This window comes from Vibrio sp. V01_P9A10T6, from assembly GCF_963877065.1.
GTDB classification, from domain to species: Bacteria; Pseudomonadota; Gammaproteobacteria; order Enterobacterales; family Vibrionaceae; genus Vibrio; species Vibrio anguillarum.
In genome coordinates this window covers 1-13,089 of record NZ_CAWNTB010000110.1, presented here as the reverse complement: position 1 = coordinate 13,089, position 13,089 = coordinate 1, and the positions used below count along the sequence as shown (strand labels likewise).

At 44.8% G+C, this 13,089-nt stretch carries 13 protein-coding genes; 1 reads left to right on the top strand and 12 read right to left on the bottom strand.

The genetic code is table 11. From position 1 onward, the window contains the following. From deoD to AACQ21_RS05700, 9 genes are all read right to left on the bottom strand, one after another. The gene (gene deoD / locus AACQ21_RS05740) at positions 1 to 720 is read right to left on the bottom strand and encodes a purine-nucleoside phosphorylase (protein ID WP_013856127.1); all 720 of its coding nucleotides are present in this window, start codon (positions 718 to 720) and stop codon (positions 1 to 3) included. A 79-nt stretch (positions 721 to 799) separates the two neighbouring features. Continuing rightward, on the bottom strand, positions 800 to 2,023 hold the full coding sequence (locus tag AACQ21_RS05735) for a phosphopentomutase (protein ID WP_026027379.1): 1,224 nt from the start codon (positions 2,021 to 2,023) through the stop codon (positions 800 to 802). A 21-nt stretch (positions 2,024 to 2,044) separates the two neighbouring features. Then, positions 2,045 to 3,406: a thymidine phosphorylase gene (gene deoA, locus AACQ21_RS05730; RefSeq protein WP_105977213.1), complete on the bottom strand. Its 1,362-nt coding sequence runs from the start codon at positions 3,404 to 3,406 to the stop codon at positions 2,045 to 2,047. A gap of 95 nt (positions 3,407 to 3,501) precedes the next feature. Next, positions 3,502 to 4,278 carry a deoxyribose-phosphate aldolase gene (gene deoC, locus AACQ21_RS05725; RefSeq protein WP_105977212.1) on the bottom strand — a complete coding sequence of 259 codons (777 nt, stop codon included), beginning with the start codon at positions 4,276 to 4,278 and terminating at the stop codon, positions 3,502 to 3,504. Between the two features lie 646 nt (positions 4,279 to 4,924). Next, positions 4,925 to 6,184: a NupC/NupG family nucleoside CNT transporter gene (locus AACQ21_RS05720; protein ID WP_017043062.1), complete on the bottom strand. Its 1,260-nt coding sequence runs from the start codon at positions 6,182 to 6,184 to the stop codon at positions 4,925 to 4,927. A gap of 208 nt (positions 6,185 to 6,392) precedes the next feature. Beyond that, positions 6,393 to 7,181, bottom strand: coding sequence for a TatD family hydrolase (locus AACQ21_RS05715; protein WP_105977211.1), 789 nt, complete (start codon positions 7,179 to 7,181; stop codon positions 6,393 to 6,395). Next, a complete protein-coding gene (locus AACQ21_RS05710; protein WP_013856121.1) occupies positions 7,168 to 7,305 on the bottom strand; it encodes a DUF5363 family protein in 138 nt (45 codons plus the stop codon). Before AACQ21_RS05710 ends, AACQ21_RS05715 begins: the two co-directional genes overlap by 14 nt. 16 nt (positions 7,306 to 7,321) lie before the next feature. Next, positions 7,322 to 8,095 carry a peroxide stress protein YaaA gene (gene yaaA / locus AACQ21_RS05705; protein WP_094129835.1) on the bottom strand — a complete coding sequence of 258 codons (774 nt, stop codon included), beginning with the start codon at positions 8,093 to 8,095 and terminating at the stop codon, positions 7,322 to 7,324. 109 nt (positions 8,096 to 8,204) lie between these two features. Next, on the bottom strand, positions 8,205 to 9,629 hold the full coding sequence (locus tag AACQ21_RS05700; protein WP_013856119.1) for an alanine/glycine:cation symporter family protein: 1,425 nt from the start codon (positions 9,627 to 9,629) through the stop codon (positions 8,205 to 8,207). 710 nt (positions 9,630 to 10,339) lie between these two features. On the opposite strand from AACQ21_RS05700, the gene AACQ21_RS05695 reads away from it, so the two are divergent. After that, a complete protein-coding gene (locus tag AACQ21_RS05695; protein WP_010318284.1) occupies positions 10,340 to 10,519 on the top strand; it encodes a DUF3545 family protein in 180 nt (59 codons plus the stop codon). 50 nt (positions 10,520 to 10,569) lie between these two features. Here the strand turns inward: AACQ21_RS05695 and AACQ21_RS05690 are convergent, their stop codons facing one another. The 3 genes from AACQ21_RS05690 to nfo all read right to left on the bottom strand — a co-directional run bounded on the left by AACQ21_RS05690 (position 10,570) and on the right by nfo (position 13,078). Further along, a complete protein-coding gene (locus tag AACQ21_RS05690; RefSeq protein ID WP_105977210.1) occupies positions 10,570 to 11,121 on the bottom strand; it encodes a hemerythrin domain-containing protein in 552 nt (183 codons plus the stop codon). A gap of 87 nt (positions 11,122 to 11,208) precedes the next feature. Continuing rightward, positions 11,209 to 11,889 (bottom strand): uracil-DNA glycosylase, encoded by a 681-nt coding sequence (gene ung, locus AACQ21_RS05685; protein WP_026027958.1) that lies wholly within the window; start codon positions 11,887 to 11,889, stop codon positions 11,209 to 11,211. A gap of 271 nt (positions 11,890 to 12,160) precedes the next feature. Next, on the bottom strand, positions 12,161 to 13,078 hold the full coding sequence (gene nfo / locus AACQ21_RS05680) for a deoxyribonuclease IV (protein WP_105977209.1): 918 nt from the start codon (positions 13,076 to 13,078) through the stop codon (positions 12,161 to 12,163). Positions 13,079 to 13,089: the final 11 nt, after the last annotated feature.

Sequence of the window (13,089 nt, the reverse complement as noted above, 5' to 3'; positions counted from 1 at the left end):
TTATTGAGCGTCGCCAATCAATACTGAATCTAACGCAATTTCAATCATTTCATTGAAAGTGTTTTGACGCTCTTCTGAAGTCGTTTGCTCGCCAGTTTTGATGTGATCAGACACAGTGCAAATCGTCAGTGCTTTTGCGCCATATTCCGCCGCTACGCCGTAGATTCCTGCCGCTTCCATTTCTACACCAACAATGCCGTATTTATCCATCACATCGAACATCTCTGGATCTGGCGTGTAGAAAAGCTCTGCGGAGAACAAGTTACCCACTTTCACGTTAATACCACGCGCCGTAGCCGCCTCTTCTGCGGCTTTAACCATTTTGTAATCGGCAATCGCAGCAAAGTCGTGGTCTTTAAAACGGATGCGGTTAACTTTGGAATCGGTACAAGCCCCCATACCAATCACAACATCACGCACTTTGATATCGTCGCTGACCGCACCACAGCTTCCGACACGGATCACTTTTTTCACGCCAAAATCTTTGATAAGTTCCGTCACGTAAATTGAGCATGAAGGGATCCCCATGCCATGGCCCATTACCGAAATTTTACGACCTTTGTACGTCCCTGTATAACCAAACATGTTACGGACATCACACACTTGAACCACATCATCAAGGAAAGTTTCTGCGATGTATTTTGCGCGAAGTGGGTCACCCGGCATTAAAACGACGTCTGCAAATGCACCCATTTCAGCATTAATATGTGGAGTTGCCATTAAAAGTATCCTTTATCTAAATTGACCAAAGAATAGAGAGTGATCTCTCTATTCATCCTCAAAAAATGAATCGCTACGCTTACTGTAAGAAATTGGTGCCGTAATCCATCGCAGACGTACCGAAATAGTGCGCCAGTGACTGACCAATATCAGCAAACGTCTCACGGCGGCCCAATGAACCGGGGGCCACTTTATGCCCATAAATCAAGACTGGAATGTGCTCGCGCGTATGATCCGTACCCGGCCAAGTTGGATCGCAACCATGGTCCGCTGTAAGAATAAGCACATCGTCCTCTTCCATTAACTCAAGCACTTGTGGCAGACGCTTGTCAAAGTACTCCAGTGCCGCAGCGTAGCCCGCTACATCACGGCGATGACCATAAGCGGAATCAAAATCAACGAAGTTAGTGAAGACGATGGTGTTATCTTTCGCTTGTTTGATTTGTTCTAGTGTTGCATCAAATAAAGCCGGGATGCCTGTCGCTTTGACTTTATGAGTGATGCCGCAGTAGGCGTAAATATCAGCAATTTTACCAATAGAAACCACGTTACCTTGCTTCTCATCAACCAATTTTTGCAGCACGGTCGCCGCTGGCGGCTCAACAGATAAATCACGACGGTTGCCAGTACGAGCAAATTCTCCCGCTTTCGGGCCAATGAACGGGCGCGCAATCACGCGGCCAATGTTGTAATCCGCCAATTCTTCACGTGCGATCTGGCAAAGTTCTAACAAACGATCAAGACCAAACGTCTCTTCGTGACAAGCTATTTGGAACACTGAGTCAGCTGAGGTATAGAAAATCGGTTTACCCGTTTTCATGTGCTCTTCACCCAAATCATCTAAAACCTGAGTGCCTGATGCATGGCAGTTACCAAGAAAACCATCCAAACCTGCGCGTTCAATAATGCGATCTGTCAGCTCTTTCGGGAAACTATTTTGCTTATCGCTGAAATAACCCCATTCAAACAGCACAGGAACACCAGCAATTTCCCAGTGACCCGAAGGAGTATCTTTACCTGATGAAAGCTCAGCGGCGTGGCCGTACGCACCGATAATATCAGCGTTGGCATCAAGCCCCGGAGCAAAACGCCCCGTTGACTCTTTATGCGCCATGGCAAGCCCCAGTTTCGATAAGTTTGGCAGCGTCAATGGGCCCTGGCGATCCGCGTTATTCGCTTCGCCTTTAGCACATTGGTCTGCGATGTGGCCCAAAGTGTCAGCGCCAACATCACCAAATTGTGGTGCATCAGCGGTTTCGCCGATACCAAATGAATCTAATACTAAAATAAATGCTCTTTTCATTGCTCTCTCCAACCGATATTTTTATACGTCTTCTGCGCGAATTTGGCCGTAGACATCGGGTGTTGGTGTGTATTCTCCGCCAATTTGAATGGCGCTTTGTAATGCTTTGGCCGCTTGTTGCCATTGCGCTTCATTACGCGCATGGATCACCGCCAACGGCTTGCTGCTATCGGCAACGTCACCTAGGCGAATAAATTGGTCAAACCCAACCGCGTAATCAATAGTGTCAGTTGCGACGCGGCGTCCACCGCCCATCTCCACCACGGCCATGCCAATCGCGCGAGTATCCATTGCCGATACGACGCCACTTTCTAGAGCGTAAACGGGCTTAACCAGCTCGGTTTTTTCAAGATAGTGATCGTAATTTTCAACAAAATCAGCGGGGCCGCCTAACCCTTTGACCATTTTGCCAAAGCATTCAGCCGCTTTTCCGTTATTAAGAACGGCCATCAGTTTCACACGAGCATCATTGCTGTCTTTTGCTAAATTGCCTAACAACAACATCTCAACGCAAGAGGCCAAGGTAATTTCCAGTAAGCGAGGGTTGCGATATTCACCAGTTAAAAAGCGTACCGCTTCACGCACTTCAAGGGCATTACCTGCCGAAGAGGCCAGCACTTGGTTCATATCCGTTAAAATAGCCGTGGTTTTCGTACCTGCGCCGTTAGCCACTGCGACGATAGATTTAGCCAACTCTTCAGAAGCTTCGTAAGTCGGCATAAATGCGCCAGAACCGACTTTGACATCCATCACCAAGGAATCTAACCCAGCGGCTAATTTTTTAGAAAGAATCGAGGCGGTGATGAGTGAAATGTTGTCGACCGTTGCGGTAATGTCACGTGTGGCGTATACGCGTTTATCCGCTGGCGCGAGATCACCTGTTTGGCCGATGATAGCAACGCCCGCTTCTTTGGTTACTTGACCAAATACGTCATTACTTGGCGTGATGTTATAACCGGGAATCGACTCCAATTTATCCAGCGTGCCGCCCGTATGACCAAGGCCGCGCCCTGAAATCATAGGAACAAAACCGCCGCATGCTGCGACCATGGGGCCAAGCATCAGCGAAGTAACATCGCCTACGCCGCCAGTTGAGTGTTTATCAACGATAGGACCACCGAAGTTCATCGCATCCCAGTTGATCACCATCCCAGAATCACGCATGGCGCACGTCAGTGCAATGCGCTCTGGCATAGTCATTTCATTGAAGAAAATCGTCATGGCAAAGGCCGCAATTTGGCCTTCGGAGACGGTATTATTCGCCACACCTTGAATAAAAAAGTTAATTTCTTCGGTGGTGAGGATCTCGCCGTCACGCTTTTTGCGAATGATTTCTTGAGGTAAAAAAGTTTGAGTTGAATACATTAGTTGCCTCCCAAGCATGATGCTTTGGTCAGTAAGGTAAAGAGGTAATCGGGAGCTGATGGCTCAGCTCCACGAGTCAGACTTATTATTATCAGTCCTACTTCAGCGCATAATTAATACGCAGCTGGATCGGCTTTTTGGTCTGTTACTTCTAATGTATTCAAAAGATTGGTTAGCAGGCTTGAAGCCCCAAAACGGTAGTGCATGCTGTCGGCCCAATCTGCGCCAAGTAGCTCATCAGCCATCGCGAGATACAATGCAGCATCTTGCGCTGTGCGTACACCGCCCGCGGGTTTAAAGCCTACAGTTTTGGCAACGCCCATATCGCGAATCACTTCTAGCATCATGCGTGCGTATTCTGGTGTTGCATTCACAGGGACTTTGCCCGTTGAGGTTTTGATGAAATCAGCACCCGCTTCAATACAGATTTGAGACGCTTTTTTGATTAATGCTTCTTCTTTTAGCTCACCAGTTTCGATGATCACTTTAAGCAGAATGTCACCACACGCGGCTTTACATTGCTTAACAAGATCAAAACCGACTTGCTCATTACCGGCGATTAATGCGCGGTAAGGGAACACAACGTCGACTTCATCAGCACCGTACGCAACAGCGGCTTTAGTTTCAGCAACGGCAATCTCAATATCATCATTACCGTGTGGGAAGTTGGTAACGGTTGCGATACGAATCTCTGGCGTGCCTTGCTCACGAAGTGTCTTCTTCGCAATAGGAATAAAGCGAGGGTAAATACAAATTGCAGCGGTATTACCTACAGCCGTTTTGGCATCATGACAAAGGGCAATCACTTTCGTATCCGTGTCATCATCGTTTAGCGTAGTCAAATCCATCAATTTCAGTGCACGTAGTGCGGCTGCTTTTAAATCGCTCATTTCTATCTCCGATCAATATATTCAAATAGTTCACTAGTAAACCACGCTCAGTGTTGAGAGCGAGATTGCTTGCTAGCCACAAATGAACGGACTTGGTTCCTTGAAGACTCGAAATGCACTTGCATTTCAATTGCTATCCCTGTCACCGCACAGTACCAATTTGGCCTATGGCACAACCATGATATGCCACTTATTTGCACTCATCGCCGTGTCTAACGTATATCCGTGTGTAACTTATACCCGTATCTAATTTATATCAAAGCAACACGACATGATAAAACGGGCTGCCTTTGCGTCAAATCATACTCCATGTATTGATTGGCGCTAGCTGATATCTTCACTCTTCTATTGAAAATGAATCTCACTGATACAGTATAGATTTTCACTACAAAACTGTAGCGTCATTCATAGAGCAAACGGTTTGTATCTCAAAAAAGATCAGCGTCAACGATAATCTCGTTTACCGATAAACTCTGATCTATCCATTAAAAGCTAACTTATAAAAGAGAGCTTGAGGTGATAAACACTGACCACCCGACTAAAGAGTGAATCAAAGCATTCCTTTCGCCAAAACAAAAAAGCCCCGCAGCAATCTCTTGCTACGGGGCGATGTTAAACGGCGTCTATATCTCTTTCTCTTATTTAATTAGAAAGAAAGGAAGAAGCCAGCAATGGTTGCTGCCATTAAGTTAGACAGTGTACCAGCACAAACGGCTTTTACACCCATCTTCGCGATATCGTGACGACGGTTAGGAGCAAGACCACCTAAACCACCGAGTAGAATCGCAACAGAAGAAAGGTTGGCGAAGCCACACAGTGCAAATGAGATGATAGCTTGAGTTTTCTCAGACATCACCGCACCAGTAGCAGCAACGATCTGTGCGTTATCACCCACGTAAGGTACGAAGTTTAGATAAGCAACAAATTCGTTTACAACCAGTTTTTGACCGATGAAAGAGCCCGCTAGCGTTGCTTCTTCCCATGGCACACCAATCAGGAATGCTAATGGAGAGAAAAGCCAACCAAGCAGTAGTTCTAGAGTCAGTTCAGGCATACCGAACCAACCACCCACACCACCAAGCATACCGTTAACTAAGGCGATTAGACCAACGAAGGCAAGTAGCATTGCACCTACGTTCAGCGCAAGTTGCAGACCAACAGAAGCACCACCTGCAGCAGCATCGATTACGTTGGCAGGTTTATCATTGCCATCCATATCGCTACCCAGTTCTTCGTCTGGAGTATCGGTTTCTGGTTTGATGATTTTTGCAAACAGTAGACCACCCGGTGCAGCCATGAAAGACGCCGCAACAAGGTACTCTAGCGGTACACCCATCGATGCGTAACCAGCAAGTACACCACCCGCAACTGAAGCCAAACCACCACACATTACTGCAAACAGCTCAGATTGAGTCATTTTAGGTACAAACGGACGAACCACGAGTGGCGCTTCTGTTTGACCTACGAAAATGTTGGCTGCTGCAGACATCGATTCCGCGCGAGAGGTACCGAGTGCTTTTTGTAAACCACCACCTAGAATCTTAATTACCCATTGCATAACGCCAATGTAGTAAAGCACAGAGATAAGTGCCGAGAAGAAGATTAGAGTAGGTAGAACTTGGAAAGCAAAGATGAAGCCAATACCGTCAACTGAAAAGTTAACTAGGCTGCCGAATAGAAAACCAGTACCGTCTTTACCGAAGTCGATGACGTTTTGAACACCCGCAGAGAAACCTGCAAGGAGATCACGACCCCATGGTACGTAAAGAACGAAACCACCGATAATAAATTGGATAGCAAAAGCGCCACCCACTGTTCTTAGATTGATAGCTTTGCGGTTATCAGACAGTAGAACTGCAAGTCCTAGCAGAACTGCCATACCGACTAGGCTCATAAACAGGCTCATAGTTTATGATTTCCTTATTAGGTTATTGTTGGCGTGTTATAAAATGGAGCTCATGAAGCGGGGTGATTATACTCATCACCACTAAGATAAAGTAATGCCAGCCTCACACTTTCTTATAAGATTCACTGCCCATTCACTCATTTATGTGAGCACGTTCAATGTTTACTGACACTAGAATCATTAAACCTACATTTCATTTCGAATTTATTCACACCGGAAAGAACAGAGAATGGCTGTTTTTCCACAAAACATCAGCAACCGTTTGCTCTGATTGGTTCTTCAGCAACGCAAGCGTTTGCAGGATAATCGGCAGTTTTTGTGGGTGATTCGCTTGCCCTTGAAAACCATTGAGTGGCATATCAGGAGCATCCGTTTCTAGCACTAAACTTTCGATGGGGAGTGCCGCAATAGTAAGACGGGTTTTGTTCGCTCTTGGATAGGTAATAACACCACCCACGCCAATCTTAAAACCCAGTTCAATAAACTGGTTTGCCTGTTGAACGCTGCCAGAAAATGCATGCAGCACTCCACCTTGGCTAAATTGATGCTTTTTTAACAGTTGTATTAGGCGGTTGTGCGCTTTGCGGCTGTGTAATATCAATGGAAGTCTGGCTCGTTTCGCAAGCTCTAGTTGCATTTCAAACATTGTTTCTTGCAAAGCAGGAGCAATATCAGTCGCAAAATCTAAGCCACACTCCCCCAGAGCCACGCATTGAGCTGGTTTTTGAAGTAGCTTTTGCTCAAGCTCGTCGATATCCGCAGGGGAAGAGGTTGATAAAAAACAGGGATGGAAACCGAGAGCAAAATAGAGTTCAGGATAACCGTTAGCAAGCTCGGCCACTCGTTGCCAGTTACTTGGACCAACGGCGGGAATCACTATTTTCTCAACCCCCTGCTGGCGAGCTAAGTGTAAATGGTGTTCAAACTCACGCTCAAAGATAGAAAAATCGAGATGGCAGTGCGTATCAAATAAACGCAGCTTCTTATTCTCGCTCACGTTCTTTACTCTGAACAGGATCTTGACGATAAGGAACACAGCTACGTTTTTTATCTGGTGTTAAACCCATGTTCTCACACCAACGATCATAACGCGCAACCTGCTTTTTCAACCATTGCCACATAACCACCTCTCTTACATCACTGCTCTTCGCGTTTAAAGACCAACTCAGTTGCTGATGACTCCTGTTCTACAAAATAGTAGCCAGCACTGTCAAACTGAGCCAATTGCTCTACAGAAGAGATTTGTTTATCGATAATGTAGCGCGCCATCATGCCTCGAGCCTTCTTAGCATAGAAGCTAATGACTTTGTATTGCCCTTTCTTACAATCCTTAAATACCGGAGTAATGATGCTCCCCTTAAGCTTTTTCGGATTAACCGCTTTAAAATACTCGTTGGAAGCGAGATTAATCAACACATCATCGCCTTGCTCTTTCAGAGCTTGATTGAGTTTATCGGTAATGATATCTCCCCAAAACTGGTACAGGTTAGTCCCCCTCGAGTTACCCAATCTCGTGCCCATCTCCAAACGGTACGGTTGCATCAGATCCAGTGGTTTCAATACACCATACAAGCCAGAGAGCATTCTTAAATGCTGTTGGGCATATTCAAATCCGGCATCCGATAATGTTTCTGCTTCAAATCCTGTATAAACATCCCCTTTAAACGCCAAAATGGCGGGACGTGCATTATCCAACGTGAAGGTTGGGCTCCACTGCGCAAAGCGAGCCACGTTGAGCCCAGCAATTTTATCGCTCACTTTCATCAACGCTGAGATGTCGGCAGGAGTCAATTGACGGCAAACATCGATCAACTGAGCTGAATGGTCAATAAGCTCCGGCTGAGTATATTTGCTTGTCACCAACGGGGATTCGTAATCTAACGTCTTGGCTGGGGAAACAACAATGAGCATGATATTCTTTCCTTTCTATTCTTATTTTATGACTCACAGAGTACAAAAAAAGCCATGCGGTGTCTGCATGGCTTTTTCAATCTATTTAATCGTCAGTAACGATAACAGGCTATTTGTTGTTGTACCAAATGCCATCTTCCAACTGAGATTTTAACTCAGGGTAATCATTAGCATCGAAGGTGGGAACCTTACCCGCGGCTAGCTGACGGTTATAATCTTTCGCGAGCTTAATCACAATGCCAGAGAGCAGAATGATCGCCACCAAGTTAACAATCGCCATTAACCCCATCGAGACATCCGCCATTGCCCATACGGTAGGCAAGGTCGCCAATGAACCAAACATCACCATGGCAAGGAAAACAATACGGAACAACGTTAACCCTTTCTTATTGTTGTGCTCTAAGAAAATCAGGTTCGTTTCGGCATAAGAGTAGTTGGCAATAATTGAAGTAAAGGCGAAGAAGAAAATCGCAAAAGCAACAAAAATCCCACCCCAACTGCCCACTTGTGAGCTTAATGCGCGCTGAGTCAGCTCGATACCGGTAATTTCACCGTGCGGTACATATTCACCCGACATCAAAATAATGGCGACGGTTGCTGAACAGATCACAATCGTATCAATAAAAACACCCAACATTTGCACGTAACCTTGAGAAGCAGGATGCGGCGGATAAGGCGTTGCAGAAGCCGCTGCATTAGGTGCTGAACCCATACCCGCTTCATTGGAAAACAGACCGCGTTTGATGCCGTTAATCATAGCTTGAGCAATCGCGTAACCTAAACCGCCTGCGGCCGCTTCTTGAAGGCCAAATGCACTTTTGAAAATAAGGCTTAATACGGCTGGTAGCTTTTCTATATTAGTGACCATGACAAACATCGCAATCGCTAAGTAAGCTAATGCCATGAAAGGTACAATCAACTCAGCGGTACGCGCAATTTTACGGATACCACCAAAAATGACGAAAGCCGAAATGGCAACGATGAAGATACCGACATACAGCGGATCAAATCCAAAAGCATTTTTCATAGCTCCTGCAATTGAGTTAGCTTGAACGGCATTGAATACTAGGCCAAAAGCAATAATCAGGAAAATGGAAAACAGCACACCCATCCAACGCATACCAAGGCCTTTTTCCATATAGTACGCAGGGCCACCGCGGTAGTTACCATCTTTGTCACGGGTTTTGTATAGCTGAGCCAACGTGCTTTCAGCAAATGAAGTCGCCATACCAAGCATAGCAATCAACCACATCCAGAAAATCGCGCCGGGACCACCCGCCGTTAAAGCAACGGCTACACCGGCCATGTTTCCCGTACCAACACGCGCAGCAAGGCTAGTACAAAGTGCTTGGAAAGAAGAAATACCGGCTTTATCTGCTTTGCGGCTGTTTTTCAACACACTAAACATGTGGCCGAAATGGCGAAATTGAATGAATCCTAGGCGAACGGTGAAGTACACACCAACACCGACTAAAAGATAAACAAGGATGGATCCCCAAAGTAAATCATTCATTAAATTGATTAAGTCTGTCACAAGAACCTCTCATAGAGTGATAGCGCTGACCTAAGCGAAAAGCTTCACGAAAAAATGCACATGCTGCGAGTCAACGTTCTAACCAGCATGTTTTTATCGATATTATGCAATGCATTTTATTCGTCCAAAAAGTGAGGAGTCTCAACTTTTGAAGGGGCAACGTATTTTTGACGGGCGGATAATGCAACCTGAAAGAACAAAAATCAATATGCAACAAGTTTAGTTAAAATGTTATTTTTCACTATAAAATCACCTTTGATTAACATTTAACAAACCAACACAGAAACAAATTAGCAACCAAAACAACCCAAACTGGAAACATTGAAAGATAAAAAACAACCATAAAAACCCAGTTGCACTCACTTAATCTCACCCCTTGAGAATAAAGGGCTAATCAGTTTCACCACTAAATCTTGCATAAATTTATGATAATTTTTTATTGAATGGTCATAAAACAACCAACCAGGCAATTGTAAATTTTCAAAACAACATTTATTTAACATTTCAAAATGCAAATAAAATCGTTTGCGTCGCTTAACCGCTCCCTTTTTGTACTAAAGAATCCCACTGAAACTGTGAAATTCTGGTCAAAATCCAATAAAAGGTTCATCAAAAGGAAACAAATGAGAAACAAATCATAGCTAGGCTAGCGAAAACTGTGCTATCTAGAGAGCACGACATGGCGTAATAACAACAACAAGAGGTTGCTTATGGAAAGCTTGCAATTTGACGAAATGTTGGAAATGGAAATCACAAAACTCCGCTCTAGTCGCACTAAACCAGTCAAAAGAATGTGGCGAGAAATTGAAGCGATTCAGGATCAAAAACGGTTACAAAGAGAATTGATGGAGATGGATGTCTGCTTCGAGGCTGATCAAATAAAACTCTGAGTAAAAAGGCACTTCAACAGTGCCTTTTTGTTTAACTGAATCAGCAGAGATTACTGGCACTCTTGTGCGGTTTGTCGAACTCGGTGAGCTAATTGTTGGTACTGCTCCGCAATTGTCTCACCAAATACTGGATCATCTTCGGATTGTTGCCAGCTCGCCTCCACCGCTTGCCAATCAGTCACATTAAAGGTGCGGCTGATCAAAGGTAAAACCGATTGTTCTTCTAACTCCAGATGACGCTTCTGGGAAGAAATAAATGCATCAAGCTGCTCGATGAACACGTGCTGTGGTACAACTGCATCTTGCAAAATCATATCGACAATCTCTAGAAAAGTATGAGTTTTCTCAGAAAGTTCTACATGTTCTCTCGCTAAATTTTGAATATCATTATGTTGACCATAATGATCAATATAATAGTGATAGAGAATATCTTCTTTGGGGTGGTGTACTGACTCTGAATGCGTCGCCAAGTAGTCAATAATCTCTCTCACTAAAGAGTAGTTGATACTTTGTTCATTACTCAATTGCCGTTGTTTATCTCGCAAAATGGCAAGCAAACGCGCCATATACCCGTGTTCTCTACGGATCCTTTCAATCATCATTGTGCTTCTCCATTACACTTATTTTAGATAAGTGTATAAAAGCTTCAGCGTGCTTGTTTTGACCCTGCTCGAAAAAACATCAATTAATCACTTATCCAATACGGGTTGCCAATTCACAGGCGCTTTCCCCTGCTCAATAAGCAATTGATTAGTCTTTGAAAAATGTTTACAGCCCAAAAAGCCTCGATGCGCAGAAAGAGGAGAAGGATGCGGTGCTACTAATACATGATGTTTACTGCGATCAATCATGCTGCCTTTCTTCTGCGCGTGTGAACCCCACAACAGGAAGACAACACCTTCACGCTGCTGATTTACCGCCTCAATCACCCGGTCGGTAAAGGTTTCCCAACCAGTATTAGCGTGCGAATGCGCCATACCTTGTTCAACGGTCAATACGGTATTGAGCAATAGTACCCCTTGCTCGGCCCAACTTTTTAGGTAACCGTGCTGAGGAGTCACAAAACCGGGGATATCTTGCACCAGCTCTTTGTAGATATTCACCAGTGAAGGTGGGGTTTTAACGCCGGGTAACACCGAAAAACATAACCCATGAGCCTGATTTGGCCCGTGATAAGGATCTTGCCCTAAAATCACAACCTTAACATCGCCAAATTCGGTAAAACGAAACGCATTAAACACGTCAGCAGCAGGTGGATAAATCACTTTCCCCGCCAGCCTTTCCTTTTCAACAAACGCTATCGTCTGTTGAAAATACTCCTGCTGTTTTTCATGGCCGATAACATCGTGCCAAGTCAATGATTGAGTCATAACAACGCTCTGCAAATTAACTAATTACAGCATTGTAACCATAAAAAGCCACCACTGCATGAGTCAATGTCACAGAGCTTTTGCCAGTTAATGTGATTGTTGTGGCGTTCGAGTATGCCCTTGACCGTTCACATGTCGGTTAGGTATAGGCAATCGGACTGGTGGTCGAGCTATTGATGGTGAACGTGAGATCATATGAAACATAGTGACATCCTCCTTCATTTTGACGCGGCTATGCCTTTGTCTTTATGAAAGAAAGATGCCAACTTATTTAAGATGCTACTGAATCTACCGATTGTGCGTGTAGAGCTCTTAATGTTTGAATTTCTTGGGCCCAAATGTCTGGATCGATTGTTTCTAAAATCAATGGGATACCATCAAACCTTGCATCTTTGGCAATAAATTCAAAGCATGGCCAACCAATTTCGCCTTGCCCTAGAGAATGATGGCGGTCAACACGGCTGGCAAACTTTGCCTTTGAGTCGTTGATGTGCATTGCACGTAAGTAGTGCATTCCCACCACGCTATCAAACTCTGAAAAGGTTGCCTCGCACGCCTCAACTGTGCGCAAATCATAACCTGCAGTAAAAGTATGACACGTGTCAAGGCACACACCTACTCGCGATTTATCCTCAACTTGCTGGATAATTTCGGCTAAATGTTCGAAACGCCAGCCTAGATTCGTCCCCTGCCCTGCGGTGTTTTCAATCACAGCAACGACCTCAGGCACGGCTTGATGTGCAAGGTTTATCGATTCTGCAATCGTCGCAAGACATTCACTTTCTGAGACTTGTTTAAGGTGACTACCCGGATGAAAATTCAGAAGCGTCAGCCCCAGTTGCTGGCAACGTTGCATTTCATCAATAAAAGCTTCGCGTGACTTAGCAAGCTTATCGGCTTCTGGCGCGCCCAGATTAATAAGGTATGAATCATGCGGCAAAATGTGTTCACTTTTAAAACCAAGCATGTGGCAGTTAGCCTTAAAAGCGCGAATGGTTGCCTCTTCGAGCGGTTTAGCAACCCACTGGCGCTGGTTTTTAGTGAATAAAGCAAATGCATTTGCTCCAATTTCTCTCGCTCTCAATGGGGCTTGGTCAACGCCGCCAGAGGCCGATACATGAGCACCAATAAATTTCATTCCACGGCCCTGAATTCTATTTGTCATTAAATCACTTTGTACTTTCAACATTGGACTTCAAT

Bases quoted from the DNA above. Each gene is read 5' to 3' on its own strand.
- AACQ21_RS05720 (WP_017043062.1), bottom strand. From the start codon at position 6,184: ATGAGCCTGTTTATGAGCCTAGTCGGTATGGCAGTTCTGCTAGGACTT.
- AACQ21_RS05690 (WP_105977210.1), bottom strand. From the start codon at position 11,121: ATGATGATTGAAAGGATCCGTAGAGAACACGGGTATATGGCGCGTTTG.
- deoA (WP_105977213.1), bottom strand. From the start codon at position 3,406: ATGCTTGGGAGGCAACTAATGTATTCAACTCAAACTTTTTTACCTCAA.
- AACQ21_RS05735 (WP_026027379.1), bottom strand. From the start codon at position 2,023: ATGAAAAGAGCATTTATTTTAGTATTAGATTCATTTGGTATCGGCGAA.
- ung (WP_026027958.1), bottom strand. From the start codon at position 11,889: ATGACTCAATCATTGACTTGGCACGATGTTATCGGCCATGAAAAACAG.
- AACQ21_RS05695 (WP_010318284.1), top strand. From the start codon at position 10,340: ATGGAAAGCTTGCAATTTGACGAAATGTTGGAAATGGAAATCACAAAA.
- yaaA (WP_094129835.1), bottom strand. From the start codon at position 8,095: ATGCTCATTGTTGTTTCCCCAGCCAAGACGTTAGATTACGAATCCCCG.
- deoD (WP_013856127.1), bottom strand. From the start codon at position 720: ATGGCAACTCCACATATTAATGCTGAAATGGGTGCATTTGCAGACGTC.
- nfo (WP_105977209.1), bottom strand. From the start codon at position 13,078: ATGTTGAAAGTACAAAGTGATTTAATGACAAATAGAATTCAGGGCCGT.
- AACQ21_RS05710 (WP_013856121.1), bottom strand. From the start codon at position 7,305: ATGTGGCAATGGTTGAAAAAGCAGGTTGCGCGTTATGATCGTTGGTGT.
- deoC (WP_105977212.1), bottom strand. From the start codon at position 4,278: ATGAGCGATTTAAAAGCAGCCGCACTACGTGCACTGAAATTGATGGAT.